The following is a 23,847-nucleotide window of genomic DNA, read 5'->3' as shown; positions in this document are numbered from 1 at the left end:
AAGCCCACGCCCAACGACCCGCCACAGACGACCCAGACGACGGCGCGCCGCCCGGCGCACGCACCCGACCAACGGCAACGGGCCGGGCCCCGCCTCGCTCGCGGGGCCCGGCCCGTTTCCGGTCGTCGGCGGCGGCCACGCCGCCCGCGCGCCCTCGGCAGCGAGCCGGCAGCCCACGTGTCCAGCGGCATCGCGCCGCCCGCACGTCTCCGGCGACGGCCACGGAGCCCACTTGTCCGGCGGCTTCACACGGCCGCGCGTTCAACGACGGTCACACCGTCGCGTCCTCGGTCCCGGCGGCGCCACGCAGCCCACGTCTTCAGCGGCGGCCACGCAACCCACGCGTTCGGCTGTGTCATCACGCCGCCCATGCCCTCGGCGGCGGCCACGCCGCCCACATGTCCGGCGGCAAGCCACGGCACCGCTCCGGCAGAGGTCGCCGCGCCCCCGCGGCCCCGCGTCGGCGAACGCCGGGGGGGGGGTGAATCCCCGGTCGAGGTCACCGCACCCGCGCAACCCGCGCGACCACACCGCCCCGCGCGACCCGCCCGCGGGCCACGCCGTCCCGCGCCGCGCCGCCCCGCGGCGGTCAGCCCGCCGCGGCGACCCGTACCGAGCGCTGGAGCTCCGCCTCGCGGCGTCGGCGGCGGGCCAGCACCACGCGGCGCTCGGCCGCGGTCAGCCCGCCCCACACCCCGTACGGCTCGGGCTGGAGCAGCGCGTGCTCACGGCACTCGATCATCACCGGGCAGCGGGCGCAGACCCGCTTCGCGGCCTCTTCCCGCGCCAGCCGCGCCGCCGTGGGCTCCTTGGACGGGGCGAAGAACAGCCCGGCCTCGTCCCGGCGGCACACCGCCTCTGAATGCCAGGGGCCGGCCTGGTCCCGAGCGGAGATGCGCTGCGGGGGCGATGCGGCGTCCTGCAGGGGCTGATGCGGTTGCAGCACGGTCTACTCCTGACGACGGCTCCGGTGGACACCCTTGCCCGCCTCATGAGGTACGGCCCCTTGACACCCCCATCAGCCGTACAGAGACGATGCACCAAGCCTTACCCGCTGTGCGTGTGCTTATGCACACCGTGGCCTCGGCCTTACGGCGCGTTCCGCCGGGACGCAAGAGCGCTGTCACCCGGCCCGGAGGTTTTTCAGGCGCTTGCCGCGTATCCGATACACCTGCACGCCCCCGAACAGGGCGAAGCCGGTGATGACGATCACCGGTGCCGCCGGGTCCTCGGCCTCGCCCGACGCCGCGTCGAAGCCGCCGAAGATCCCGGTGCCCCCACCGCGCACCGTGACGTTCTCCGGGACCTTGATCTCCACCCCGCCGAAGACCGCGGTGGCGTTGACGACGATCTCCTGCTGTTCGAATATCGCCTGGGTCAGGTCGATCTCGACGCCACCGAACAACGCGAAGGCGTTCGTCCGGGGCCTGACCCGCCAGCGGCCCTGCCGTACCGAGCCGCCGAACACCGCCACGAGGCTCTCCGAGGCAGGACCGGTACGCGCGGGGCCGGACGACGACTGGGCGGTGTCGTACCCGACGGAGACGCCGGAGCCCGGGCCGGAGCCGGCCGACGACGCCACCACCGCCGCCGCGGGCAAGTCCCGTATCAGGGGCTCCAGTTCGCCGCGGGTCCTGGCGCGGTAGACCGCGTCGATCCGCTCGGCGTGCTCCTCCGGGTCGATCCGCCCCTCGGCGAGCGCCTCGCGGAGGATGTCGGCGATGCGGTCGCGGTCGGCGTCGGAGGCGCGGAGGTCGACCTCCGCGACGGGCTCGCTCAGGGACTTCGTGAAAGGTGCCGGCTTCTGCTCGTCCACGCGGTCAGCGTAGCGAAACGCGATAGATCGCGATAGGGCGGAAGGCGGTCGATGGCGGAGCCGGAGTCGATGGCTGAGCCGGAGTCGATGGCGGAGCCGACGCCAGCGCCGCGAGCCGACACCGACACCGACGCCGACGCCGAGGCCGAGGCCGCGAACTGAGCCTTACCTCACAAGTACGGCCCGGCCACCGCGCTCTACGCTGGTGGACGCGCTGTCGAAGACGCCAGCCGCGTAGCCGTCTGCCGAGTAAGGGAATGGCCGCAATGCCAGAGTTTGCCTATACGGATCTGCTGCCTCTGGGTGAGGACACCACGCCGTACCGCCTGGTGACCTCCGAGGGCGTGAGCACCTTCGAGGCCGACGGGCGCACCTTCCTCAAGGTGGAGCCGGAGGCGCTGCGGAAGCTGGCGGCCGAGGCGATGCACGACATCTCGCACTACCTGCGGCCCGCGCACCTCGCCCAGCTCCGCAAGATCATCGAGGACCCCGAGGCCTCCGCCAACGACAAGTTCGTCGCCCTCGACCTGCTCAAGAACGCGAACATCGCGGCGGCGGGCGTGCTGCCGATGTGCCAGGACACGGGCACCGCGATCGTGATGGGCAAGCGCGGCCAGAACGTCCTCACCGCGGGCGGCGACGAGGAAGCCCTCTCCCGCGGCATCTACGACGCGTACACCGAGCTGAACCTGCGCTACTCGCAGATGGCGCCGCTGACCATGTGGGACGAGAAGAACACCGGCTCGAACCTGCCCGCGCAGATCGAGCTGTACGCGACCGACGGCGGCGCCTACAAGTTCCTGTTCATGGCCAAGGGCGGCGGTTCGGCCAACAAGTCCTTCCTCTTCCAGGAGACGAAGGCCGTGCTCAACGAGGCGAGCATGATGAAGTTCCTGGAGGAGAAGATCCGCTCCCTGGGCACGGCCGCCTGCCCGCCGTACCACCTGGCGATCGTCGTCGGCGGCACGTCCGCCGAGTACGCGCTCAAGACGGCCAAGTACGCCTCCGCGCACTACCTGGACGAGCTGCCGGAGGAGGGCTCCCCGCTCGGCCACGGCTTCCGCGACAAGGAGCTGGAGGAGAAGGTCTTCGAGCTGACGCAGAAGATCGGCATCGGCGCGCAGTTCGGCGGCAAGTACTTCTGCCACGACGTGCGCGTGGTCCGCCTGCCGCGGCACGGCGCGTCCTGCCCGGTCGCCATCGCCGTCTCCTGCTCCGCCGACCGCCAGGCCGTCGCGAAGATCACCGCCGAGGGCGTCTTCCTGGAGCAGTTGGAGACCGACCCGGCGCGCTTCCTGCCGGAGACCACGGACGAGGAGCTGACCAAGGGCGCGGGTCCCGACCTGGACGCCGTCGGCATCGACCTCAACCAGCCGATGGACGACATCCTCGCGGAGCTGACCAAGCACCCGGTCAAGACCCGCCTCTCCCTCACCGGCACGCTCGTCGTCGCCCGCGACATCGCACACGCGAAGATCAAGGAGCGGCTGGACGCGGGCGAGGAGATGCCGGAGTACCTGCGGAACCACCCGGTCTATTACGCGGGCCCGGCCAAGACCCCCGAGGGCTTCGCCTCCGGCTCCTTCGGCCCGACGACGGCCGGCCGCATGGACTCCTACGTCGAGCAGTTCCAGGCCGCGGGCGGCTCCAAGGTCATGCTCGCCAAGGGCAACCGGAGCAAGCAGGTGACGGACGCGTGCGCCGCGCACGGCGGCTTCTACCTCGGTTCGATCGGCGGCCCGGCGGCCCGCCTGGCCCAGGACTGCATCAAGAAGGTCGAGGTCCTCGAGTACGAGGAGCTGGGCATGGAGGCGGTCTGGAAGATCGAGGTGGAGGACTTCCCGGCGTTCATCGTGGTGGACGACAAGGGCGACGACTTCTTCACCGACCCGGGCCCGTCCCAGCCGTTCGTCACGAACATCCCGGTCCGCCAGGGCAGCTGAGTCCGCGCGCCCGCGCCGTGAGGCGCGGGCGCGCCCCGCGGTGCCGCGGCCTCGTGCCGCGGCCTCCGGGACCCGTTCCCGCAGGCAGGCCGCGGCACCCGCCCGATAAACGCCGACCAGGCAGACCACCGCCGATCATCGCCGGCCGGGCAGACCGCCGCCCGATCATCGCTGGTCGGGCAGACCGCCGCCGATATTCACTGGCCGCGCATTCCCCCGCCCGCGACGATCGGCCGATGCGCACCTTCCTTGAGACCGCGCGGCTGCGGCTGCGCCGGTTCACCGAGGACGACCTGGAGCTGCTCGTCGGCCTCGACAACGACCCCGACGTCATGCGCTACCTCAACGGCGGCCGCCCGGTCCCCCGCGAGACCCTGAGCACCCGGTCGCTGCCGCGGTTGCTCCACGTCCACCCCCGCACCGGCGAACCCGGTTTCTGGGCCGCCGAGGAGCGGAGTACGGGGGCATGGCTGGGGTGGTTCGAGTTCCGGCCGGTGGACGACCGCGGCGGCGAGGTGGTCGAACTCGGCTACCGGCTCCACAAGGCCGCGTGGGGCCGCGGCTACGCCACGGAAGGCTCCCGCGCCCTGATCCGCAAGGGCTTCACGGAGCTGGGCGTACGGCGCGTGACCGCGAACACCATGGCGGTCAACGCCGGGTCGCGGCGCGTGATGGAGAAGGCGGGCCTGAGGTATCTGCGGACGTACTTCCAGGACTGGCCGGAGGCGATCGACGGCTCCGAGCACGGAGAGGTGGAGTACGTCCTGGACCGGGACGACTGGCTCAAGTCGCCTGTGAAATAAGCCGAGTTGCCGCTTATGTTCAGCGGCGTCCAGGGTCCCGGCGCCGAGACCCGCAAGTCCCGTCGGACAGGACATCAAGAAGGTCTGCGGTGGCGCGCCGCCGACCCGGCGTACCGGTCACTGGCCTTGGTCGTCCCAACTCGTCGCAACTCAGCCCGCGGTGGCTGCTTCTGCTGTCCCTGTGGGCACCGGCGCGCCCCGGCGGCGGCAAGCGTGACGACCCGTCATCGTCCGCGGTCTTGCTGCACAAAAGCCCCACACGCACCACTGGTGCCATACGCTGCCGCCGACGAACCGCACGAGTACGGATTCAGCCAAGTGCAGACGACTTCCAGGAGCGGGGAATGACGATACGGAAGAGCTCAAAGGCCGGCGTGGTCGGTTTGGCGGCGTTCGCGATGGCGGCCACCGCCTTCACGGGGCCCGCCCAGGCGTCGCGGGACACGGCTTCCAAGGCGGTCGACCACCAGGCGACGCAGGCCGCGATCGACGCGGCCGTGAAGGCCGGTGTCCCCGGCGTCACCGCCCAGGCACGCGACGCCAAGGGTGTCTGGAAGTCGGCATCGGGCGTGGGCGACCTGAAGACGGGTGCGCCGCGCGGCAAGAACGACCGGTTCCGCGTCGGCAGCATCACCAACACCTTCGTGGCGACCGTTCTCCTCCAGATGGAGGCGGAGAAGAGACTCAGTCTCGACGACACCGTGGAGCGCCATCTGCCCGGCGTGGTGACGGGCAACGGCAACGACGGCAGCCAGATCACCGTACGGCAGCTTCTGAACCACACCAGCGGCCTGTTCGACTACCTCGCCGACAAGGAGTACGTCGAGACGTACTTCCTGGGCGACGGCTACCTCCAGCACCGGTACGACACCGTGACGCCCGAGAAGCGCGTGAAGGTGGCCCTGTCCCACGAGCCGCTGTTCAAGCCCGGTGCCAGGCACGCGTTCTCCCACACCAACGACATCCTGGCCGCGCTGATCGTCGAGAAGATCGGTGGCAAGCCGTACGAGAAGGAGGTCCGCGACCGCATCATCAAGCCCCTGGGGCTCAAGGCGACGTCCAACCCCGGCACCAGCGTCCGCCTGCCCCAGCCGAGCAGCCGCGGCTACGCCAAACTGTTCCTGTCGGCACCGGACCGCATCGACGACGTCACCGAGATGAACGGGTCACAGGGCTGGGGCGACGGCGACATCATCTCCAGCGCAGACGATCTGAACCGCTTCTACAGGGCCCTGATGCGCGGGAAGCTGCTGCCGCCGCGGCAGTTGAAGGCGATGAAGACCACCGTCGACAACCCCGATTTCCCGGGCTCGTCCTACGGGCTCGGCATCGAACGGTTCACGCTCAGCTGCGGCACCACCGTGTGGTACCACGACGGAGGCGCAATGGGGTCGGTCACTCTGGCCTCCACCACTGAGGACGGCCGCCACCAACTCGCCTTCAACTACAACAGCAACTGGGGAGTGGAGACCGGCCTCCCCGTCCTGAACGCCGAGTACTGCGAAACGCCTGCCCGCTGACACTGCGGCAGGCCAGGAAAACGCCCCCGCCACGGCCCGCACCACCCGGTGCGGGCCGTGGCGGTCCGACTCCCCACAACACCCGGGTCGGATTTCGGAATCCAGCGCTTAGTAGTAGAGGTACAGCCGCCAGCCGCCGTGATTGTTCGGCTTGCAGTTCCACGGCACGTCGGCGGCATGACCTTCCGTGACGCACTTGCTCTGAGTCGTGTACGTGTGTACGTGGTGCCAGCTCGCCGGGACGACCGTCGCCCGCGACTGCGAGGCAGGCGCGGCGTTCGCGGCGCCTGCTGCCGCGCCCCCCACGCCGGACAGCAGCGCCGTGGTCAGCCCCACAGCGGCGACATTCCTTTTGATTCGAGACACAATTGCCCCCTGCCAGAAAATCGATTGAAGTCTGTTCAGCGCGCCCAATCCCTGAGCGCCGCAATTCATCCTGGCGGGGGCGCGGGGGAATAGGGAAGATCTCATTGATGCGGTGAGAAAAGCGATTGATACCCTCACCTGCATGGGGGTTGGGCGGCTGACCGGCCGTCCGGACAGGGGGCACCATGGCGACCGATCCGAGCACGCATCAGCTGCGTCTGCTGCTCGTGCTGGCGGAGGAGCTGCACTTCGGCCGCGCGGCGAAACGGCTGTTCATCAGCCAGCCCGCGTTCAGCCGGCAGATCCGCGCCCTTGAGGAGCACCTGGGCGTGCCCCTCGTGGACCGGTCCACGCGGCGGGTCGAGCTGACGGCGGCCGGTCAGGCGCTGCTGACCCACGTACGTGCCGTGGTGGACGCCGCCGACGACCTGCGTGTCGCCGCCGCGGCGGCGACACGCACGCCTTCTGACCGAGTGGTACTCGGTTCCTACATCACCGCGCTTCCCGCCCTGCGGATACTCCTCGACGACCTGCGCGCGCGCCACTCGGGCCCGGAGGTCGAGTGGCGCGCCGTCGACAACGTCGAGCAGGTGACGGCGCCACTGGACGGCGAGCTCGACGCGGTCATCTGCTACGGGCCCATGCCCGCGGACTTCGCGACGCTGCGGCTGGGCACCGAACCGCGGTTCGCCTGCATTCCCGGCACCCATCCGCTGGCGGAGAGGGAGTCGGTGACCCTCGCCGACCTGGCCGACCTGCCCGTCATCGGCTTCTCGCCCCACGTGCGGCGGGAATACCGCGAGTTCTGGGCCGCGGACCCGCGCCCCGACGGCACCCCTGTGCGGTACACCGACCACATGGCGACCACCCTGGAGGACTGCGTCTCCCTGGCCAGCCTGGGGCACGGCACCCGCTTCATCACCGAAAGCACCCTCGCCCTCATGCCCCGGCCCGGCGTCCGCTTCGTCCCCGTCACCGACCTGCCCCCGTGCACGGCGGTGCTCGCCTGGCCCGCCGCCCGCCCCGTCACCCCCGCCTTCGGCTCACTCCTCCGCCTGCTGCGCGCCCACGCGCGAACGACGGACCCGGAGACCCTCCGGAAGTCGAACAGGCGCTGGTGGAACGCCGCCTGACTGCACGTCTTGAGCCGGTGGGACCAGGGGGCCGCCGCTACTGGTCCCGGTGACGGGGACAGCGGGGACACGCACAGGGCGGGTACACGTGGGACATCAGGGCGGGCAGGTAGTCGCCGGGCCTGAACTCCACCGGCGGGCGCTTCTCGGTCACCCGGCCGTCGCTGGAGACCCGGTCGACGCGCAGGGTGAGCAGCCGCTCGCGTGGCTCTTGTGCTTCCAGGTCCATGTCGCTCACCGGGCCACGTACGGACGCACCAGGGCGAGGGTGTCGCCGTCAATGGGTGGGACATGGTTGCGGCGGTGGCGAGGCGTGGGGTGCTGGGGCGGGTCCCACGGCCATACGAGGATGACGCGGGGACCTGGGCAGGTGTGGGCGACGCCCGTCCGGGCGGCGCGGTGCCGCCCCACGGGGCGGAAGGCGAGGAACCGGCTTACGCTGGCGAGGCAGCGGGCGATAGTGTCCATGCGTCATCAGCTCCTTGGTGATTCAGCTGGTGGCCACGCCCCGGGGCCGGTCGCATCGGCCGCCGGGGTCTCTTGAGTTGCCATGTGTCCCTCATCAGGGACAGTCGCGGGGGCGCCACTCTCAGCAGGGGCGCGGGCCACGATCGAAAGGGTGCCCGGCCCATCAGGGGCCAGGAGTCCGAGCAGGGCGGGCCACGTCAGGGCCTCGGCAGGGGCAATCCGGCCATCTGCGGGTGCCGCAGGTACTGCCCGTCTTCGTCCACACGCAGGATGAAGGTCTCCGGTCCCGGACGGTCAGCCGCGTCGTAGGCGTCCAAGACGCGCTCGATGCGATCCCAGAGCTCTACCGAGCCCCCCTCGCGCACCACCCATCCGCTGTCACCTGGGGTGAGAGTCGCGGCAGAGCCAGTGACCACGTCGACCAGGTGCACAACGTCGCCGACTTCTGTCATCTGTGTGTCTGGGACAGCGCATTGGGCGAGGAACCGCAAGTGGAACGCGTCCTCGGTCGCGGAGGTGATCCGTTCGGGGCTGTGCCGGGCCGTACGCGACCTCTCGGGCAGGCATGCGGCCCAGTGGACGGGATTGCCGAACGCCGGCGCCGCATGGCTGCGCGCGGACATGAAGGAGACCGTGCCGGGGAGCAGCGGGCCCTCGGCGGTGCCGTCCTCAGCCACGGTGAGCAGAACACGGGCGTACCCGTAGAGCCAGCCCGACAGGGTGAGCAGGATCTTCCCACCCGGCTGGGTCTGGTCGATCAGGGCTGGAGGAACTGCTCGGAAGGAGCAAGCTGCCACGGTCCGGTCGAACTTTGCTTCGGGCCAGTACCCGTACAGCCCGTCCGCCACTGCCAGGGTCGGGGTGTAGCCGCAGGCGTACAGCGAGCTTGCGGCTGTTTCCATCCGGTGCGGGTCCACCTCGATGGAGGTGACGCCGACGGAGCCGAGCCGTTCGCAGGCGAGCGCGGTCGAGTAGCCCGTCCCTGTGCCGATCTCCAGCACCGTGTGCCCTTCGCGCACGTCCGCGTCCGCCCACATCCGTACGATCAAAGACGGCAGCGTGGACGACGAGGTGGGCGCCCCGCCGTGTCGTACGGCGGGCTGCTTCCAGTTGGGTTCATCGCCGTCGAACTGCGTGATGATCGTGGTGTCGGAGTAGGCGGCAGCCAGCCACCGGCCGTGGTCGAGCTCGGCAGTGACCGGCTCCCACACCGTCAGGCCATGGGCGTCGCGCTCGTCTGCTGGTAGGTAGAAGCCGGGAACGAACCGGTGACGCGGCACCTGCTCCACTGCCTGCCGCCAGGCCGGATCGGCGAGGACACCGGCCTCAGCGAGGGACCTCGTCATCGTCTCGCGCAGCCGCGCGGCATCTGACTCAAGGTCGGCGGGCGTCATGGCCTGCCACCTCCTTCCATGCTCAGGATGTCGGCGAATGCCTCGGTGATGGCCGGGGCGTCCGGGAGCCAGCCCCACTGTCCATTCGGATTGCACTCGATCGCCCACCAGTCATCAGGGGCCTCTCCGTCGCCGATGAGGGCGAAGTCGAAGCAGCCGAAGACCAGGCCGAACGAGGCCAAGTAGCGGTGCAGCGCGTTCTCGACCGGGGTGGGGACGGCGATCGGGGCGTGAATGAGGTCGTCCCAGTCGCCCCGGCGCCAGTCGAGCGCGCCGTCCGGGGCGGCAATCTGCTGGGCGAAGACACGGCGGCCGACCACGGTTACACGTACGTCGCCGGTCTTGGGGATCTCAGCTTGGAACAGGTGCGCGGTCACCGCGAGCGCGTCGTTGAAAGTGCAGGGGTCCACACGCTGGGCCCAGATCGCTCCGGTGTGCCCGTCCTCGCACCGCGGCAGTCCCCGGAACGTCTTGTAGATCACGTGCTCGTGCTCGGCGGCGAACTTCCGGGCTGCTTCTACGTCGTTGGTGACCAGTGTTGGCGGAATCTGAAGACCGAGTTCGACGAACCGCTGAAGCTGGGCGGGCTTGAAGTCGGCCCGGGTGACGGCAGCCGGGTGGTTTACGTACAGCGCGGCGTGCAGGTTGTTCAGGACGCCGCCGAGCCCGTGCCTCGCCTCGGCGGCCGCGAAGTCCCGCTGTTGCTGAGGCAAGTGCTCGAACGCGGCGGCGTACGGGGTCGGGCGGCGGTAGTAGACCGCCGCCAACTCTCCCACCTCCACCTCCCGGCTCGCCGTCCGCAGTTGCCCGCCCCAGGCGGGCGAGCCCGCGTCGATGCGGGCGGCGAAGGTCAGGCCCGGCCCGATGTCGGCCGGGTCTGCGCGCACGACAGGCACCTCACGCTCGTTCAGCGCGGCGATGACCCAGTCCGCGGTGAGGTCTTCCAACGCGGTGACGACGAGGACGGTGGAGGCCATCGGTCAGTCCGACTCGTAGTCGGTGGTGTTGTCGTCCTGCGTCTGCGACTGCGGGCTCTGCCCGTCGCTGCCCCCGGAGACAGACGCGGTGCCGGTCGTCTTGGACGTGCCGTGCTGGCCCATCTCAACGGGCTGCCCGACGGCGTCGGTGTAGCAGGCAGTCTGCGTCGGCCCGTCCAACACCACCTGGGCGTACGACGGCGGGCTGGCTGGCAGCCGGTTGGTCACCAGCCGCATCGCCCACGGTGCCTGAGCGGTCGGAGTCACCATGCTTTCACCCCTCTCGATGAAAGGAAGCCGGTCAGCTCCCTCCTGAGGAAGAATCGGTCCCCCGCAAGGGCCTTGACCAGTACCGTAGAGGTCGCGAACCGTGGCGGAAATGCCACGCTCCGCAACCGATGGCGGGGAGGATGAGACAGCAATGGCCAGTGGATCCGGCAATCCGCACCTAGCGCTGTGGATCGCGGTGACGGGGCTGTCCCACGGGGAGATCGCCCGGCGCATCGCCGTGGCGGGCAAAGCTCAAGGCCACAAGCAGATCACGCCGGACACGACCCGCGTCAGGCGATGGATCGAGGGCGAGCGGCCACGCCCGCCGGTGCCTGCTCTGCTCGCAGAGGTCCTTTCCGAGGCAGTCGGCCAGCCGCTCACTCCCGGTGATCTCGGCTTGACGAGCAATGGTCTGTTCCTGGATGGCATTCAGCTCCCCTTACTGACAGAGGCAGCCGCTCAGGCCCTGGCCGGATGGACGCAGATGGATCTGTTCGTGAACCGCCGCGATGCCCTCAAACTTGCTGTTGGCGCCCCGCTCATCCTCGCTGCCGAGCGGATGCTCGGCGGCACCGCCCGCGCCCTCAACAACGGGCGCAAGGGCTTCGACGCTGACACCGTCACCGCCCTGGAGGAAGTCACGGGCTTCTTCACCAAAGCCGACGCATCCAAGGGCGGCGGCCTGTATCGAGCGGCGATCGTCGCCCAGCTCGCCGAGGTTGCCCGCCGCATTCAGGACGGCGTCCCCGGGAGCCTCCGCACGCGCGTGTTCGCGGCGACCGCCGACCTGGCGGCACTGGCCGGATGGGTCAGCCACGACTGCGGCCGGTACCCCGCCGCACAGCGGTACTGGAGCTACGGCACGTACGCAGCCGGGGAGGCCGGGCAGCTCGACCGCGGCGTGGAGATCGTCACCCGGATGTCCCACCAGATGATCTACCTTGGGCGCCCCCGGGATGCCCTCGGGCTCCTCGGCGTCGCCGCCAAGAAGGCCACAATGCCCGCGACACGGGCGCTGGTCGCGTCGCAGACCGGACGGGTACACGCGGCCCTCGGCGACCCGCGCCAGGCAGAGACGCATCTCGGCACCGCCGACGAGGTGCTGGCGGACGGACTCGGCGACGATGTCCCCGAGTGGGTGAGCTACTTCGACGCCGCCGAGCACGCCGGCGCCCGAGCGGTCTCCGCCCGAGACCTGACAGGGCTCGACAGCGGTCGCCGATCCGCCAGCATGCACTTCGAGGACGCGCTGCGGCTCCGCAAGCACGGGTACGACCGCGTGCAGGTGATGGACCGCCTCGGGCTTGCCGCCGCACTGTTCGACGAGGGCGAGCCGGAGCGGGGCGCGGCCGCGGCCCAGCGAGCGCTTGACGAAGCGGGTCGCGTCGACTCGACGCTCGTCGCATCCCGGCTCAACACGCTGCTGGCGGCTGCACGTCCGTACGAGACCTCCGCAGTGAAGGACGTACAGGGCAGGGCGTGGGAACTTGCCGCCGCCCGCCCGACGGCGATCGCGGCGTGACACGATCGAGCGCATGGGCAAACACTCGCGTCCTGAGCCACCGAACCAGCCGTCGCGCGCCATTCCCCGCGTCGACGCCGACGACCCGCTCGCCGCATACGGCAAGCGGCGACGTCCGCCGATGGACCAGTACCGGCGTCACCAGACTGTGCATCGTGGCGCCAGCCATCTCCGGCCGGATGAGCCGCGGGTCCTGGAGGAGTGGGACGGCTTCGCGTACCGGGTTGTCGGCACCGCCGGCAACCTCGCCGAGGCGCGGAAGTGGCTCAACGAGGTGGCTCCATGAGCGTCCGCACCCGCACCCAGACCCGCGTCTCCGCGTACGCGCTCGCCACCGACGAGGACCGGGTCCTGCTCACCCGGCTTGCGGACTCCTCCCCCGTGTTCGAGCCGGGGCTCTGGCATCTGCCCGGTGGGGGGATCGACCCCGGTGAGCAGCCCGTGGAGGCCCTGGCGCGGGAGTTGCGTGAGGAGACCGGGCTGGGACTCCTCAGCGCCCGGCTGCTCGACGCGAGGTCGTACACCGCGCACCGCCTCGGCGTCAGCACGCACCTCGTGGCGCTGTTCTACGCCGTCGACCTCGCGCCCGGCACCCCGACCGTCACCGCCGCCGACGAGAGCACCTCAGCCGTGGCGTGGCTGTCCCGTGCCGGGCTACGGGACACGATGCTGTCCCCCGCCGCCGCCGACGGCCTGCGAATCCTCGGTCCATGACACGGTGACGGCTTCGCCGACGGTGATCGCCAGCGAGCCCCGCGCGAACCGTAGGACCGCCCCGTGTGCCTCGCCCACCTCGTCGGTGAGCTCCTCCACCGCCAGGCAGGCGCCGGGCTCGGCCTGCGAGCCGATGCTCGGCAGCAGGTCCCGGTACTGCCACCGGGCGGGCGGGTGGCACCAGTACGGCACCTTGGGCCAGGTGCCGGGCCCGACGCGCAGCGTCCAGTCGGTCCACGAGGTGAACACGACGGAGTCGGCGTCGGTATCGGCGTCGCCCGGCACGATCTCCACCGCCTCCAGCGACGCCGCCGCTGTCCCGTCGCCGTCCAGGGGACAGTGGTACAGGCCGAGCAGCCTGGCCGGGGTGGTGCCTGCCAGGCCCTGCGCGGCGTTCCGGCGCTCGCGGCGGCCCTCGGGCAGCGGTTCCACCCGGGCCTTCAGCAGGTGCGGCACCGGCTGCTCTACCGCGTCGACCACGTACGACGGTTCCTCGTCGTCCGACGCGTCGACACGGCACCGCGTCACCAGGCCCTCGGGTGTGGCCGCCCAGTACGCGCTCGGTGGGAACCACTCGGCCGGATAGACGACCGTGGTCCCCGACGCCGCCGCGAGCCGGTCGCAGAGGGTCTGCTCCGTGAGGTCGGAGGCGACTGATCCCTGTACGGAGACGTCGAGGACGACGGCCAGGTCGCCGTCGGGCAGGACGTGGTAGTCGCACAGGACAGGGGCGTCCCAGTCGCGGTCGTCCCGGACGTCGTCGTACTTGTCGGCCACGTCCACCGACTCGACCGGCACGTTCAGGACGGTGGCCAGCGCGGCGGCGAGCGCGTGCGGCTCCAGCCGGTGGACGGTGAAGAAGTCGCAGGTGAACACCCGCCCACCATGGCAGAGAGCGCGGGTCGTCGTCGGGCGGCTACAGCTCGGCGACGAGGAACTGTTCGGCCCTGGGCGGGCGCAGGCCGTCGTGGCGATCGGCGAAGTACCGAGCGGCCAGGTCGTCGGGGGATATGTGCGCGGCCTTCGTGAACCCCGCCTCCAGGGCTGCCTGCCGCATCTCGTCAGGCGCGTACAGGCTGATGAACGGGGTGCCCGACGCGGCGGCGTTGCGCATCGAGAACTCCTGGACCCGCCGCTCGTCCGGGTCGAGCATGTCGAGCGGCAGCAGGAACGTCGTGGCGAACACGGAGCCGGGTGCGAGCGCGGCGGCCTGGCGCAGCGTCGCGGTGTTGGCTTCGTGTGTGAGGTACATGCTGACGCCGGTCGACGCGACCACCGTGGGCTTGTGCGGATCGAATCCGGCGGCGGTCAGCCGCTCCCACCAGGAGTCGCCGCCCTCGAAGTCGACGGGCACCAGGGTCAGCCAGGACGGGATGTCGTAGCCGAGTTCGGCCAGGCGCTGCCGCTTCCACGCCTGCGTGCCCGGCTGGTCGACCTCGAAAACGCTGAGGCGGGAGGCGAGTTCGGGGCGCCGCTGGGCGAAGGTGTCCAGGCCCGCGCCGAGGATGACGTACTGCGCCGCCCCGGCGTCGGCGCGTTCGGCGACCAGGTCCTCGATGAAGCGGGCGCGGGCGGCCATGGAGGCGCGGACGCCGCTGATGCCCGGCATGGTCATGTCGCCGCGCTCACGCCAGTTCTGCCCGGGGTCGGCGAGCTTCAGCCCGATCTCGTCGTCGAGTACGTGGGGCGGGGCGTCGGCCTGGACGTGAAGGGCGCGCCACAGGGCGACGCGCACAGCGGTGTGGTCGGGTTCGTGCTGGTCGGAGAGGAGCTGTCCCTCAGCCATGGCGGTGTCCTTCCGTAACGTCGTTGCGCTCGTTGCCGTCATTGCCGTCGTTTCCGTCATGTGCCGTCGCTGCTGTCGTTGCCGTCGTGGAGTGGGGCCTCGAGAGCGACGATCCGCCCGTCGGGGTCGTGGACCAGCGCCTGCCGGACACCCCAGTGCGTCGGCGTGAACGGCTGGGCGAACTCCGGTGCGCGGGCGGGCGCGAAGGCCTCGGCGTCGGCCACCTTGAGCACGGGGTGGGTGGCGAGCTCGCGTTCGTGCTGCTCGACGATGAACACGTAGGGCCCGCCGGCAGGATGGGACCAGCGTCCGGAGCCGTGGTCGGTCTCCAGCACGCTCTCGAAGCCGAGCGACTTCCAGAACGCGGCGGTCGCACCGTAGTTGCGGGTCTCGACGAGGAAACCCTCGATGCCGTCAGTCGTCATGCTGCATGCCTTCCTTCCCAGCGGTTGCGACGCGCTGGAGGTACTCGGTCAGGGCCATCTCGACGATCGCGGAGAGTGACCGCTCAGTGTCGACAGCGTGATGCTTGACCTCGCGGACGAGGTCGACGGGCAGGTAGACGTTGAACTGCTTTACCTGTCTCTCGGCGGCCATGATTAGGATGCTAGCACCCTAGGTACCTACTTCGGTAGGAGCTCGGTCGGCAGGCTCTACGTCAGTAGGGCTACGTCAGTTGGGGCTACGTCAGGCCGTCGTCAGGAGCTCGTGAGAATGACGAGTCGCTGAGTGGCCCGGGTCATCGCGACATAGCGGTCGACCGCTCCTTCGATCCCCTCGCCGAACGCCTCCGGGTCGACGAGGACGACCAGGTCGAACTCCAGCCCCTTCGACAGCTCCGGGGACAGCGACCGGACGCGGGACGTCGGCCGGAACGTGGGGTCGCCGATGACGCAGGCGGTCCCGTCGGCGTGGGCGGCGAGCCAGGTGTCGAGGATCGAGGTCAGATCCGCAGTGGATCCGTGGACGACGGGGACGCCGCCGCTGCGGATGGAGGTCGGCACGTTGGCGTCGGGAAGCACGGCTCGGATGACCGGCTCGGCCTTCGCCATGATCTCTTCCGGCGTCCGGTAGTTGATGCTCAGGGAGGCCAGGTTGATCCGGTCGAGCCCGACCCGCTCCAGCCGTTCCCGCCACGACTCCGTGAACCCGTGCCTGGCCTGGGCGCGGTCCCCGACGATGGTGAAGCTCCGGGACGGGCAGCGGAGCAGCAGCATCTGCCACTCCGCGTCGGTGAGTTCCTGGGCCTCGTCGACGACGATGTGCGCGAACGGGCCCGCGAGCAGGTCGGGTTCGACGGTGGCCAGTTCGGACTCGTCGACCAGGCTGACCTGGGCGTCCTGGCCGCGCAGCATCGTCACCAGGCCTTCGCCGTCGTCACCGTCGGCGCCGGAGTCGGCCGCGGCCTCGATCAGGTTGTCGACGACCTGCGCCATGCGCTCGCGCTGGGCGGCGAGGACGGCCTTGTGCCGGCGCTTGCGCCGGGCCGCCTCCGGGTCGCCGAGCCGCTGCCGCGCCGCGTCCAGGAGCGGCAGGTCGGACACCGTCCAGGCCTGGGGGACTTCCTTGCGCTGGAGCTTGCGCACCTCGTCGGGGCTGAGCCAGGGGGCGCACATCCGCAGGTAGGCGGGTACCGACCACAGGTCTCCGACGAGGTCGGCCGCTTCGAGCAGCGGCCACGCGCGGTTGAGGGTCGTGGTCAGCTCCTCGTCGTGCAGCAGCGATCTGCGGAAGAGGTCGGGCGATACGTCATCGCCGTCGTGCTTGTCCATCAGGATCGCGACCAGTGCCTCCCAGATCTGCTCGCGCGCCTCGTTGTGCGGAGTACCTGGTTCCGCTGCGTCGAACGCCTCGGCCCAGTCGTCGGCGCTCAGCCGGATGTCGGACCAGTCGGTCGTGACCGTCATCCCCTCGGTGGGCGGCTCCTCGTAGAACCTGACGGCCGTCTCGATCGCCTTCACCAGGTTCGCGGACGACTTCAGGCGGGCCACGTCCGGGTCGGTCTCGATCGCCGCCGCGGCTCCCTCGGCAACGAGGTCCCGCAGGGTGCAGGTCTGCACGCCCTCCTCTCCGAGGCTGGGCAGGACGTCGGCGACGTAGGACAGGTAGGGCCGGTGGGGACCGACGAACAGCACGCCGCCCCGGCGGTGACCGAGGCGAGGGTCGGAGTAGAGGAGGTAGGCGGAGCGGTGCAGGGCGACGACGGTCTTCCCCGTGCCCGGACCGCCGTCGACGACGAGAGCGCCGCGGGAACCCGCGCGGATGATGGCGTCCTGGTCGGCCTGGATGGTGCCGAGCACGTCTCGCATCCGTTCCGACCGGTTGCCGCCCAGGCTGGCGATGAAGGCGGACTGGTCGTCGAGCGCGGCGTGCCCGGCGAACCCGTCCGAGGTGAACACCTCGTCCCAGTAGTCGCTGATCCGGCCGCGGGTCCAGCGGTACCTGCGGCGGCTCGCCAGACCCATCGGGTTGGCGTGGGTGGCTCCGAAGAACGGCTCGGCCGCCGGGGAGCGCCAGTCGATCAGCAGCCGACGGCCCGCGCTGTCGGTGAGGCCGAGTCGTCCGACGTACACGGGCTCGGGGTCGTCCGCGCTGACCATGTGCCCGAGGCACAGGTCCAGGCCGAAGCGCCGCAGTGCGCGCAGGCGAGCGGTCAGCCGGTGGATCTCCACATCCCGGTCCATCGCCTGCCGGCCCGTGCCACCGGGCGCCCTGCGCTCGGCGTCGAGTTGGGCGGACACATCGGCGATCGTCTGCTCAAGGCTCTCCGCGATGGCCGCGAAGTGCCGCTCGTCGCCGGCGATCAGCGTCGGGTCGGCCTTGGGGGAAAGGTGGTCGGGAAGGTCGAACACGCTGGTGGTCAGGGGGGTCACGTCATCAGCTCCGATGTGAGGTCGCTTGCGACCATGGCGCGCGGCAGGTGGTGGTCGGTGATCCTGCGTGGTGTCGGTGATCCCGCGTGGTTCACGCGGAGGCCGGCGGCCTTTCTCCGCTGATCGCGTCGAGCAGCAGCCTCGCGGCCACCGTCGCCCCGTCGCTGCGAACCGTGTCCGCCACGGCGGCCGCTCGCGCGCGGGTCTCGGGGGTCAGGGCCGTTTTGAGCGCGGCCGACAGGGACGCGAAGGTCGGCGTCGGCCCGTCGTGTGCCGCGCCGATGCCCAGGTCGGCCACCCGGCCCGCCCAGTACGGCTGGTCCGCCACCTGGGGCACCACCACCTGGGGCGCACCGGCCCGGGCGGCCGTCGTCGTGGTGCCCGCGCCGCCGTGGTGCACGACGGCGGCCACCCGGCCGAACAGTGCCTGCTGGTTGACCTCGCCGACGGCGAAGCAGTCGTCGTGGTCGTCGATCAGGGCCAGGTCGGCCCAGCCGCGGGCGACGAGTACGCGGCGGCCCTGCGCGCGCACGGCGTCGACGGCCGCCCGGGCGGCATCCGGCGAGGCGTGCAGGGGCATGCTGCCGAAGCCCACGTACACCGGCGGCTCACCTGCGTCCAGGAACGCCACCAGCTCTGCCGGCAGCGGGCGTTCGTCCGGCAGGATCCACGCGCCGGTCTGCACGACGTCGAGCTCCGCCGTCCCCTGCCACGGGTCCAGGACCGGGTCCGTGGCCAGCCACGGCCGGTCGCCGAGGACGTGGGCGCGGACGTCGTCCACCGGGGGCAGGCCGATCGACGCCCGGTTGGCGTTGAGCGCCTCGCCGAACAGGGCGTTGATGGTCCGGGCGTCCAGGTCCCACAGCACCCGATTGTCGGTCACGTCCGCCGGCAACGGCCGGCCCGGATACTCCAGCGGCCGTCGCCGCGGCGACGGCAGGGTGAGCTGTTGGAAGGTCACGGACACGGACGGGACGCCCAGCTTCTCGGCCACCGTCCGCGCGCCGGCCGCGGCCGGCGTCGCACCGGTCGCCACGACCACGTCGCACCCCTGCGCCGCCGGGACGACCACGTCCAGCAGTCCGGCGATCAGCTCGGCCGCGCGCCGGGGCAGGTCCGCCGCGGACAGTTGCGGCGCCGCCTTCATGAGCGCGCGCGCCGACGGGCCGAAGGGCACCAGCTCCACGCCGACACCTGCCAGCAGCTCCGCGAACTCCTCGTCCGCCGGCGCGCACACCCGCACCTCCGCGCCGAGGTCCCGCAACCGCACCGCGAGCCCCGCCATCGGCTGGACGTCCCCGCGCGACCCATACGTCGACAACACCACACGCACTGTGCAACCCCCGTTTTTCGCGATTCCGGCTCAGGCCGGAGATGGCTTAGGCCGGAGATTCTGCGGCATGCCCGGGGCCTTGCCGCAAGCCCCCGGTGCGCTATAAGTTGAGAGTGGCAAGGAGTGGGTGACCTCCTTGCCTTTGCTTTTTGTCGGGCCTTTTCCGCCCGGTTCTCGTCGATGCCTCCCCGATGCCTCCCAACGGGTGCCGCCAAGTGGCCCGCGGCGGCGCACCGCGTCAGGCTGGTGGGCGACGACGTCGCGAGGGGCGTACACATGGCTGACAAGACCGTGAATGGCGCCCGGCTGCGGCGCGATGACCTCAGGTCCCTGTTCACCCCGTCGGTGACCGGCTCCGAGCGGATCGGGCTGGAGATCGAGAGCGGCGTGGTCGATCCGGAGACCGGGCTCGCCGCCCCGTACGAGGGGAGGAACGGGGTCAAGGCCGTTCTGGAGGCGGTGCTCGCCGAGTGGGGCGGGGAACGCCTGTACGACGCCGGGCTGCTGACCGGTGTGGAGCTGGCGAACGGGGCGCAGATCACGCTGGAGCACGGCGGCCAGCTGGAGTACTCGTCCGTCCCGGTCGACGGGCTGGCCGCGGCCGTGGACGACATGCACGGCATGCTGGAGCGGCTGGCGGAGCTCGCGGGCCGCTTCGGGCTCGCGCTGATGCCCGGCGCCCTGCTCCCCTTCGACCGGGTCGAGACCGCCCCCTGGGTGCCGAAGGTCCGCGGGGCGGTCATGCGGGAGTTCTTCGCCCGCATCGGCGAGCCGGGCAGCGGGGGCCGCAGACGATGGCGATGTCGCTGTCCGCGCAGGTGCACCTGGACTATCTCTCCGAGGAGGACTTCGGCCGGAAGCTGCGCATGCTGGTGGCCGCGTCGTCCGTGGTCTCCGCGCTGCTCGTCAACTCGCCGCTCAAGGAAGGCCGGTCGAACGGGCTGCTGTCGCACCGGTCGCACGGCTGGCTGCGGATGGATCCGCGCCGCAGCGGCGTCCTGCCGCCCGCGCTGCGCGGCGACGTGAGCGCCGACGACGTCATCGACTGGGCGCTCGGGGTCCCCATGATCTACTACCCGGACCCCGGCGGCACGTTCCGGCCCGCGCCCGACCGGCCCTTCGGCACGATCCTGCGGCACGGCTTCGACGACGGTTCTCTGCCGACGTACGGCCACTGGGTCTGCCACATGTCGCAGATCTGGACGGTGGTCAGGGTGCGCCGGACCCTGGAGCTGCGCGCCGGGGACGGCCCGCCGTTCCCGTACGTCGCGGCCGTACCGGCGCTGTGGGTGGGGCTCGCGTACCACCCGCCGTCGCGGGAGGCGGCCTGGGAGCTGCTGCGGGACTACAGCGTGGCGGAGCACAGCGCGGCGATGGCGGAGCTGCCGGCCGAGGGACTGCGCACCATGCTCGGCGGCGAGCGCGTCCACGAGCTCGCGGCGGAGCTGGTCCGGCTGGCCCGGGCCGGACTGCTGGCCCGGGTGGCCGCCGGTCTGGAGCCGCGGAAGGTGGTGTTCTACCTGGATCCGCTGGACGAGGTGCTGGCGACGGGGAGGACGTTCGCCGAGCAGTGCCGGGACCGCTGGGAGACGGACCTGCGGCGCGACCCGCGCCGCTACGTGGACGCGTTCCGCGTCTGAGCCGACGTGCCGCGTCATATCGCATGAAGCAAAGCCCGGTCCGCCATAAATGCTATTGCCAGGCTACTTGAGGAGCTTTTAGGTGCCTGCGTTTACGGTTCCACTCCCCGGGGAAATCTGAGCGACGTCAGTTCGCCGCCATGGCCTCCCGCAGGCTCCTGGGGCGCAGATCGGTCCAGTTCTGCTCAACGTACTCCAGGCACTCGGCCCTGGCCGCCTCACCGAAGACCACCCGCCATCCTGCGGGCACCTCGGCGAACGCCGGCCACAGGGAGTTCTGCTCCTCGTCGTTTATCACCACGTAGAAGCGGCCGTCCTCGTCATCGAATGGGTTCGTGCTCAACTGCCGATCGGTGTCGTCCTGTCGACAGGACACCCGGCGTCCACAGCGCCCCTGGAATGCTGACGCCAGCGTAGGACCGTAGGAACTCGACCGCCAACGTCACGAGGGCGCAACGAGGCATTGGAATTCGTCGCCGAGAACGCCAACGGGCGGCGTACGCCGACGTGGTGTCGGAGTACGCCGCCCTGGGGCGGGTCGAGTCGCGGGAGGCAGCCCCCGCGCTGATATGGCGATTACTTCGGGTCGCGGTTGAACGTCGAGGTCGACCAGAAGTAGCCGAGCGCGGTCAGGCCCACACACCAGACGACGGCGATCCACCCGTCGTTGCCGATCTCACTGCCGAGCAGCAGCCCGCGCAGGGTCTCGATGACCGGCGTGAACGGCTGGTATTCGGCGATCGGCTGGAACCAGCCGGGCATGGAGTCGACCGGGACGAAGGCGCTGGAGAACATCGGCAGCAGGATCAGCGGCATCGCGTTGTTGCTGGCGGCCTCGGCGTTCGGGCTGATCAGGCCCATGCCGACGGCGATCCAGGTGAGCGCCAGGGCGAACATCGTGACCAACCCGAACGCCGCCAGCCACTCCAGAGCGGTCGCGTCCGTGGACCGGAAGCCGATGGCCACGGCGACCGCGCCCACGAGGACCACGCTCATGATCGACTGCAGCAGGCTGCCGACGACGTGCCCGATGAGCACCGAAGGGCGGTGGATCGCCATCGTGCGGAAGCGGGCGATGATGCCCTCGCTCATGTCGTTGGAGACGGACACCGCGGTCCCGACCACGGTGCTGGCGATGGTCATCGGCAGCAGGCCCGGGACGATGTAGGCGACGTAGTCGGAGCGGTCCGGAGCACCGCCGATGCCCGCGCTCATCGTGTCGCCGAAGATGTAGACGAAGACCAGCAGCAGCATGATCGGGGTGAGCAGCAGGTTCAACGTCAGCGACGGGTAGCGCCGAGCGTGGAGGAGGTTGCGGCGCACCATCGTGGACGAGTCGCGCAGGGTGAGGGAGAAGGAGCTCATCGGACGGTCTCCTTGGACTGGCTGGGGACGCCGGTGCTGCCGGTCAGGGCGAAGAACACGTCGTCGAGGTCGGGGGTGTGCACGGTCAGCTCGTCCGCCTCGATGTCGGCGGAGTCCAGCCAGTCGAGGATGGAGCGCAGCTCGCGCTGGCTGCCGTCGCTGGGGATCTGCAGCGCCAGCGCCTCGTCGTCCCGGGTGGCCTCGCGCAGCGCGGAGGCGGCCGACTGGTATGCCGCCGGGTCGGAGAAGCGGAGCCGGACGTGCCCGCCGGGGATGAGCCGCTTGAGCTCCTCGGCGGTGCCTTCGGCCGCGAGCTTGCCGTTGTTGAGCACGGCGATGCGGTCGGCGAGCTCGTCGGCCTCGTCCAGGTACTGGGTGGTGAGGAAGACGGTGACGCCGTCCGTGACCAGCTCGCGGATGATGCGCCACATGTTGTGGCGGGAGCGGGGGTCGAGGCCGGTGGTCGGCTCGTCGAGGAAGATGATCCGCGGGTTGCCGACCAGCGTCATGGCGATGTCGAGGCGGCGCTTCATGCCGCCGGAGTAGGTGGAGGCGGGCTTCTTCGACGCCTCCACCAGGTCGAAGCGCTCCAGCAGCTCGGCGGCGACCCGCCGCCCCTCGCGCTTGGACAGGTGCTGCAGGTCCGCCATGAGGAGCATGTTCTCCTCGCCGGTGATCAACCCGTCGACGGCGGAGAACTGCCCGGTGACACCGATCGCCGCGCGTACCGCCTGCGGGTCGGCGGCCAGGTCGTGGCCGCTGACGTGGATCTCGCCGGCGTCGGCGGAGATGAGCGTGGAGAGGATCTTGACGGCCGTGGTCTTGCCGGCGCCGTTCGGGCCGAGCAGCGCGAAGACGGTGCCTGCCGGGATGTGCAGGTCGATCCCGTCGAGGACGCGCTTGTCGCCGTAGGACTTGCGCAGGCCGACGGCGGAGATGGCGGCGGGCGGGGTCTGACCGTCACCCCGCCTGGGCGTGGGCATGACAGAAGAAGGCATGGGGCCCTCCCGTTCGAAGGCTGGAGTGGCAGGGGAATCAGGGGGTTGCGGTTGGTGCGGGGGAGGGGGCCGTTCAGACCCGGGCGCGGAGGATGTCGATGTTGCCGTACCGGGTGCGGGCGCGGACCTCGACGGTGTCCGCGGCATCCTCTGGGGCCTCGGACGCGGGGAGCGCGTTGCGCACCTGGCCGGAGCCGGAGTTGACGTCGAGCCAGGCGGCGGTGCCCTCGCGGATGCCGACCTCGATGGCGCCGTAGGAGGTCTCCAGCTGAACGGTGCCGCGGGCCACCTCGTTCACGCGCACGGTGCCGTGGGCGGTGGTGGCGGTGACCGAGTCCTCGGCGCGCGCGATGTCGATGTCGCCGTTGGCGCCGCTCACCCGCAGCTCGCCGGTCGCGGCGCCGACAGTCGTGGTGCCGTGCGAGTTCTTCAGGACGGCGGGGCCGTCGACGAAGCCGACGCGCAGGCTGCCGGTGCTGGTGGTGATCTCGGCCCTGCCCTCGACCCGGTCCACGGTGACCGAGCCGTGCGACGCCTCCAGGCGCAGCGGGCCGGTGGTCTCGAGGCGGACGTCGCCGGACGAGGTCTTCACGTTGACCTCGCCGAGCCAGCCCTCACCGAGCACCTGGGTCCAGGCGCCGGTCATGTCGATGCGCGAGCCCGCGGGCAGTTCGACCGCCACGTCGACGATGCCGGAGCGGCCGAACAGGCTGGACTTGGGCGTCCTGACGGTCAGCACGCCGCTCGCGTAACCGACCTCGGTCTGCTCGGCCGTCCGCACGTCCAGGTCCTTCTTCGGGTCGCGGGGCCGCACCTGGACGACGGTGTCGAGGCGCTTGCTCGCGGTGAACTGGATGGAACCGGCCTCCACGTGGGCGGTGACCGAGATCGGTTCGGGAGTGTCGAAAGAAGGCATGGCTGTCCCG

The 23,847-nt window shown here is 70.8% G+C and carries 26 protein-coding genes and 1 pseudogene; 9 read left to right on the top strand and 18 right to left on the bottom strand.

All coding sequences use genetic code 11. The features are described 5' to 3' along the window. Positions 1-589: 589 nt before the first annotated feature. Both Q3Y56_RS22775 and Q3Y56_RS22770 read right to left on the bottom strand, forming a co-directional pair. Positions 590-946 (bottom strand): WhiB family transcriptional regulator, encoded by a 357-nt coding sequence (locus Q3Y56_RS22775; protein ID WP_304463704.1) that lies wholly within the window; start codon positions 944-946, stop codon positions 590-592. A 177-nt stretch (positions 947-1,123) separates the two neighbouring features. Beyond that, a complete protein-coding gene (locus tag Q3Y56_RS22770; RefSeq protein WP_304463703.1) occupies positions 1,124-1,816 on the bottom strand; it encodes a DUF1707 domain-containing protein in 693 nt (230 codons plus the stop codon). Positions 1,817-2,082: 266 nt separating this feature from the next. Here Q3Y56_RS22770 and Q3Y56_RS22765 point away from each other — a divergent pair, with 266 nt between their 5' ends. The 3 genes from Q3Y56_RS22765 (at position 2,083) to Q3Y56_RS22755 (ending at position 6,082) form a co-directional block, all read left to right on the top strand. After that, the gene (locus Q3Y56_RS22765; RefSeq protein ID WP_304463702.1) at positions 2,083-3,759 is read left to right on the top strand and encodes a fumarate hydratase; all 1,677 of its coding nucleotides are present in this window, start codon (positions 2,083-2,085) and stop codon (positions 3,757-3,759) included. Positions 3,760-3,995: 236 nt separating this feature from the next. Beyond that, positions 3,996-4,562 carry a GNAT family N-acetyltransferase gene (locus Q3Y56_RS22760; RefSeq protein WP_304463701.1) on the top strand — a complete coding sequence of 189 codons (567 nt, stop codon included), beginning with the start codon at positions 3,996-3,998 and terminating at the stop codon, positions 4,560-4,562. A 344-nt stretch (positions 4,563-4,906) separates the two neighbouring features. Then, on the top strand, positions 4,907-6,082 hold the full coding sequence (locus tag Q3Y56_RS22755) for a serine hydrolase (protein WP_304463700.1): 1,176 nt from the start codon (positions 4,907-4,909) through the stop codon (positions 6,080-6,082). A 108-nt stretch (positions 6,083-6,190) separates the two neighbouring features. On the opposite strand, the gene Q3Y56_RS22750 is transcribed toward Q3Y56_RS22755, so the two are convergent. Next, on the bottom strand, positions 6,191-6,418 hold the full coding sequence (locus tag Q3Y56_RS22750; RefSeq protein WP_304463699.1) for a hypothetical protein: 228 nt from the start codon (positions 6,416-6,418) through the stop codon (positions 6,191-6,193). A 215-nt stretch (positions 6,419-6,633) separates the two neighbouring features. Here Q3Y56_RS22750 and Q3Y56_RS22745 point away from each other — a divergent pair, with 215 nt between their 5' ends. Further along, positions 6,634-7,581 (top strand): LysR family transcriptional regulator, encoded by a 948-nt coding sequence (locus Q3Y56_RS22745; protein ID WP_304463698.1) that lies wholly within the window; start codon positions 6,634-6,636, stop codon positions 7,579-7,581. Positions 7,582-7,618: 37 nt separating this feature from the next. Here the strand turns inward: Q3Y56_RS22745 and Q3Y56_RS22740 are convergent, their stop codons facing one another. The 5 genes from Q3Y56_RS22740 to Q3Y56_RS22720 all read right to left on the bottom strand — a co-directional run bounded on the left by Q3Y56_RS22740 (position 7,619) and on the right by Q3Y56_RS22720 (position 10,690). Then, positions 7,619-7,819, bottom strand: a complete 201-nt coding sequence (locus Q3Y56_RS22740) for a hypothetical protein (RefSeq protein WP_304463697.1) — start codon at positions 7,817-7,819, stop codon at positions 7,619-7,621. Continuing rightward, positions 7,816-8,049, bottom strand: a complete 234-nt coding sequence (locus tag Q3Y56_RS22735) for a hypothetical protein (protein WP_304463696.1) — start codon at positions 8,047-8,049, stop codon at positions 7,816-7,818. The genes Q3Y56_RS22740 and Q3Y56_RS22735 overlap by 4 nt, the downstream gene beginning before the upstream one ends. A gap of 197 nt (positions 8,050-8,246) precedes the next feature. Then, positions 8,247-9,443 (bottom strand): ATP-grasp peptide maturase system methyltransferase, encoded by a 1,197-nt coding sequence (gene tgmC / locus Q3Y56_RS22730; protein WP_304463695.1) that lies wholly within the window; start codon positions 9,441-9,443, stop codon positions 8,247-8,249. Continuing rightward, positions 9,440-10,420 carry an ATP-grasp ribosomal peptide maturase gene (gene tgmB, locus Q3Y56_RS22725; RefSeq protein WP_304463694.1) on the bottom strand — a complete coding sequence of 327 codons (981 nt, stop codon included), beginning with the start codon at positions 10,418-10,420 and terminating at the stop codon, positions 9,440-9,442. The genes tgmC and tgmB overlap by 4 nt, the downstream gene beginning before the upstream one ends. 3 nt (positions 10,421-10,423) lie before the next feature. Continuing rightward, the gene (locus Q3Y56_RS22720; protein ID WP_304463693.1) at positions 10,424-10,690 is read right to left on the bottom strand and encodes a putative ATP-grasp-modified RiPP; all 267 of its coding nucleotides are present in this window, start codon (positions 10,688-10,690) and stop codon (positions 10,424-10,426) included. A 151-nt stretch (positions 10,691-10,841) separates the two neighbouring features. Between Q3Y56_RS22720 and Q3Y56_RS22715 the strand changes: the two genes are divergently transcribed. The 3 genes from Q3Y56_RS22715 to Q3Y56_RS22705 are packed head-to-tail and all read left to right on the top strand — an operon-like array spanning position 10,842 to position 12,926. Then, on the top strand, positions 10,842-12,212 hold the full coding sequence (locus tag Q3Y56_RS22715; RefSeq protein WP_304463692.1) for a Tat pathway signal protein: 1,371 nt from the start codon (positions 10,842-10,844) through the stop codon (positions 12,210-12,212). Positions 12,213-12,225: 13 nt separating this feature from the next. Beyond that, positions 12,226-12,498: a DUF6087 family protein gene (locus tag Q3Y56_RS22710; protein ID WP_304463691.1), complete on the top strand. Its 273-nt coding sequence runs from the start codon at positions 12,226-12,228 to the stop codon at positions 12,496-12,498. Further along, complete coding sequence (locus tag Q3Y56_RS22705) at positions 12,495-12,926, top strand: NUDIX hydrolase (protein ID WP_304463690.1); 432 nt, start codon at positions 12,495-12,497, stop codon at positions 12,924-12,926. Before Q3Y56_RS22710 ends, Q3Y56_RS22705 begins: the two co-directional genes overlap by 4 nt. Here the strand turns inward: Q3Y56_RS22705 and Q3Y56_RS22700 are convergent. The 6 genes from Q3Y56_RS22700 to Q3Y56_RS22675 all read right to left on the bottom strand — a co-directional run bounded on the left by Q3Y56_RS22700 (position 12,867) and on the right by Q3Y56_RS22675 (position 18,918). Then, a complete protein-coding gene (locus Q3Y56_RS22700; protein WP_304463689.1) occupies positions 12,867-13,802 on the bottom strand; it encodes a hypothetical protein in 936 nt (311 codons plus the stop codon). The genes Q3Y56_RS22705 and Q3Y56_RS22700 overlap by 60 nt on opposite strands. Before the next feature lie 40 nt (positions 13,803-13,842). Then, positions 13,843-14,712, bottom strand: a complete 870-nt coding sequence (locus Q3Y56_RS22695) for a class I SAM-dependent methyltransferase (protein ID WP_304463688.1) — start codon at positions 14,710-14,712, stop codon at positions 13,843-13,845. A gap of 56 nt (positions 14,713-14,768) precedes the next feature. Further along, a complete protein-coding gene (locus Q3Y56_RS22690) occupies positions 14,769-15,137 on the bottom strand; it encodes a VOC family protein (RefSeq protein WP_304463687.1) in 369 nt (122 codons plus the stop codon). After that, positions 15,127-15,309: a ribbon-helix-helix domain-containing protein gene (locus Q3Y56_RS22685; RefSeq protein WP_304463686.1), complete on the bottom strand. Its 183-nt coding sequence runs from the start codon at positions 15,307-15,309 to the stop codon at positions 15,127-15,129. Before Q3Y56_RS22685 ends, Q3Y56_RS22690 begins: the two co-directional genes overlap by 11 nt. Positions 15,310-15,410: 101 nt before the next feature. Beyond that, complete coding sequence (helR, locus tag Q3Y56_RS22680; protein WP_304463685.1) at positions 15,411-17,585, bottom strand: RNA polymerase recycling motor ATPase HelR; 2,175 nt, start codon at positions 17,583-17,585, stop codon at positions 15,411-15,413. 91 nt (positions 17,586-17,676) lie between these two features. Then, complete coding sequence (locus Q3Y56_RS22675; protein WP_304463684.1) at positions 17,677-18,918, bottom strand: glycosyltransferase; 1,242 nt, start codon at positions 18,916-18,918, stop codon at positions 17,677-17,679. A gap of 180 nt (positions 18,919-19,098) precedes the next feature. On the opposite strand from Q3Y56_RS22675, the pseudogene Q3Y56_RS22670 reads away from it, so the two are divergent. Further along, positions 19,099-19,683 (top strand): annotated as a pseudogene (locus Q3Y56_RS22670) (glutamate-cysteine ligase family protein); the annotation flags it as partial. Positions 19,684-19,712: 29 nt separating this feature from the next. Beyond that, entirely contained in the window at positions 19,713-20,558 is an 846-nt protein-coding gene (locus Q3Y56_RS22665) for a glutamate-cysteine ligase family protein (protein ID WP_369696781.1), read from the top strand. A gap of 127 nt (positions 20,559-20,685) precedes the next feature. Here Q3Y56_RS22665 and Q3Y56_RS22660 read toward each other — a convergent pair whose 3' ends face one another. The 4 genes from Q3Y56_RS22660 to Q3Y56_RS22645 form a co-directional block, all read right to left on the bottom strand. After that, entirely contained in the window at positions 20,686-20,901 is a 216-nt protein-coding gene (locus Q3Y56_RS22660; protein ID WP_304463682.1) for an MbtH family protein, read from the bottom strand. 233 nt (positions 20,902-21,134) lie between these two features. Then, positions 21,135-21,923 (bottom strand): ABC transporter permease, encoded by a 789-nt coding sequence (locus Q3Y56_RS22655; protein WP_304463681.1) that lies wholly within the window; start codon positions 21,921-21,923, stop codon positions 21,135-21,137. Then, entirely contained in the window at positions 21,920-22,921 is a 1,002-nt protein-coding gene (locus Q3Y56_RS22650; RefSeq protein ID WP_304463680.1) for an ATP-binding cassette domain-containing protein, read from the bottom strand. The genes Q3Y56_RS22655 and Q3Y56_RS22650 overlap by 4 nt, the downstream gene beginning before the upstream one ends. 73 nt (positions 22,922-22,994) lie before the next feature. Next, positions 22,995-23,837: a DUF4097 family beta strand repeat-containing protein gene (locus tag Q3Y56_RS22645; RefSeq protein WP_304463679.1), complete on the bottom strand. Its 843-nt coding sequence runs from the start codon at positions 23,835-23,837 to the stop codon at positions 22,995-22,997. Positions 23,838-23,847 lie beyond the last annotated feature (10 nt).

It is taken from the genome of Streptomyces sp. XD-27 (assembly GCF_030553055.1).
Taxonomy (GTDB): Bacteria; Actinomycetota; Actinomycetes; order Streptomycetales; family Streptomycetaceae; genus Streptomyces.
This window is presented reverse-complemented; position numbering and strand designations above follow the sequence as displayed.

Excerpts from the sequence above, each read along its gene's own strand:
- Q3Y56_RS22765 (WP_304463702.1), top strand. The coding sequence starts at position 2,083 with ATGCCAGAGTTTGCCTATACGGATCTGCTGCCTCTGGGTGAGGACACC.
- Q3Y56_RS22760 (WP_304463701.1), top strand. The coding sequence starts at position 3,996 with ATGCGCACCTTCCTTGAGACCGCGCGGCTGCGGCTGCGCCGGTTCACC.
- Q3Y56_RS22755 (WP_304463700.1), top strand. The coding sequence starts at position 4,907 with ATGACGATACGGAAGAGCTCAAAGGCCGGCGTGGTCGGTTTGGCGGCG.
- Q3Y56_RS22745 (WP_304463698.1), top strand. The coding sequence starts at position 6,634 with ATGGCGACCGATCCGAGCACGCATCAGCTGCGTCTGCTGCTCGTGCTG.
- Q3Y56_RS22735 (WP_304463696.1), bottom strand. The coding sequence starts at position 8,049 with ATGGACACTATCGCCCGCTGCCTCGCCAGCGTAAGCCGGTTCCTCGCC.
- tgmC (WP_304463695.1), bottom strand. The coding sequence starts at position 9,443 with ATGACGCCCGCCGACCTTGAGTCAGATGCCGCGCGGCTGCGCGAGACG.
- tgmB (WP_304463694.1), bottom strand. The coding sequence starts at position 10,420 with ATGGCCTCCACCGTCCTCGTCGTCACCGCGTTGGAAGACCTCACCGCG.
- Q3Y56_RS22720 (WP_304463693.1), bottom strand. The coding sequence starts at position 10,690 with ATGGTGACTCCGACCGCTCAGGCACCGTGGGCGATGCGGCTGGTGACC.
- Q3Y56_RS22715 (WP_304463692.1), top strand. The coding sequence starts at position 10,842 with ATGGCCAGTGGATCCGGCAATCCGCACCTAGCGCTGTGGATCGCGGTG.
- Q3Y56_RS22710 (WP_304463691.1), top strand. The coding sequence starts at position 12,226 with ATGGGCAAACACTCGCGTCCTGAGCCACCGAACCAGCCGTCGCGCGCC.
- Q3Y56_RS22705 (WP_304463690.1), top strand. The coding sequence starts at position 12,495 with ATGAGCGTCCGCACCCGCACCCAGACCCGCGTCTCCGCGTACGCGCTC.
- Q3Y56_RS22695 (WP_304463688.1), bottom strand. The coding sequence starts at position 14,712 with ATGGCTGAGGGACAGCTCCTCTCCGACCAGCACGAACCCGACCACACC.
- Q3Y56_RS22690 (WP_304463687.1), bottom strand. The coding sequence starts at position 15,137 with ATGACGACTGACGGCATCGAGGGTTTCCTCGTCGAGACCCGCAACTAC.
- Q3Y56_RS22685 (WP_304463686.1), bottom strand. The coding sequence starts at position 15,309 with ATGGCCGCCGAGAGACAGGTAAAGCAGTTCAACGTCTACCTGCCCGTC.
- Q3Y56_RS22665 (WP_369696781.1), top strand. The coding sequence starts at position 19,713 with ATGGCGATGTCGCTGTCCGCGCAGGTGCACCTGGACTATCTCTCCGAG.
- Q3Y56_RS22655 (WP_304463681.1), bottom strand. The coding sequence starts at position 21,923 with ATGAGCTCCTTCTCCCTCACCCTGCGCGACTCGTCCACGATGGTGCGC.
- Q3Y56_RS22650 (WP_304463680.1), bottom strand. The coding sequence starts at position 22,921 with ATGCCTTCTTCTGTCATGCCCACGCCCAGGCGGGGTGACGGTCAGACC.
- Q3Y56_RS22645 (WP_304463679.1), bottom strand. The coding sequence starts at position 23,837 with ATGCCTTCTTTCGACACTCCCGAACCGATCTCGGTCACCGCCCACGTG.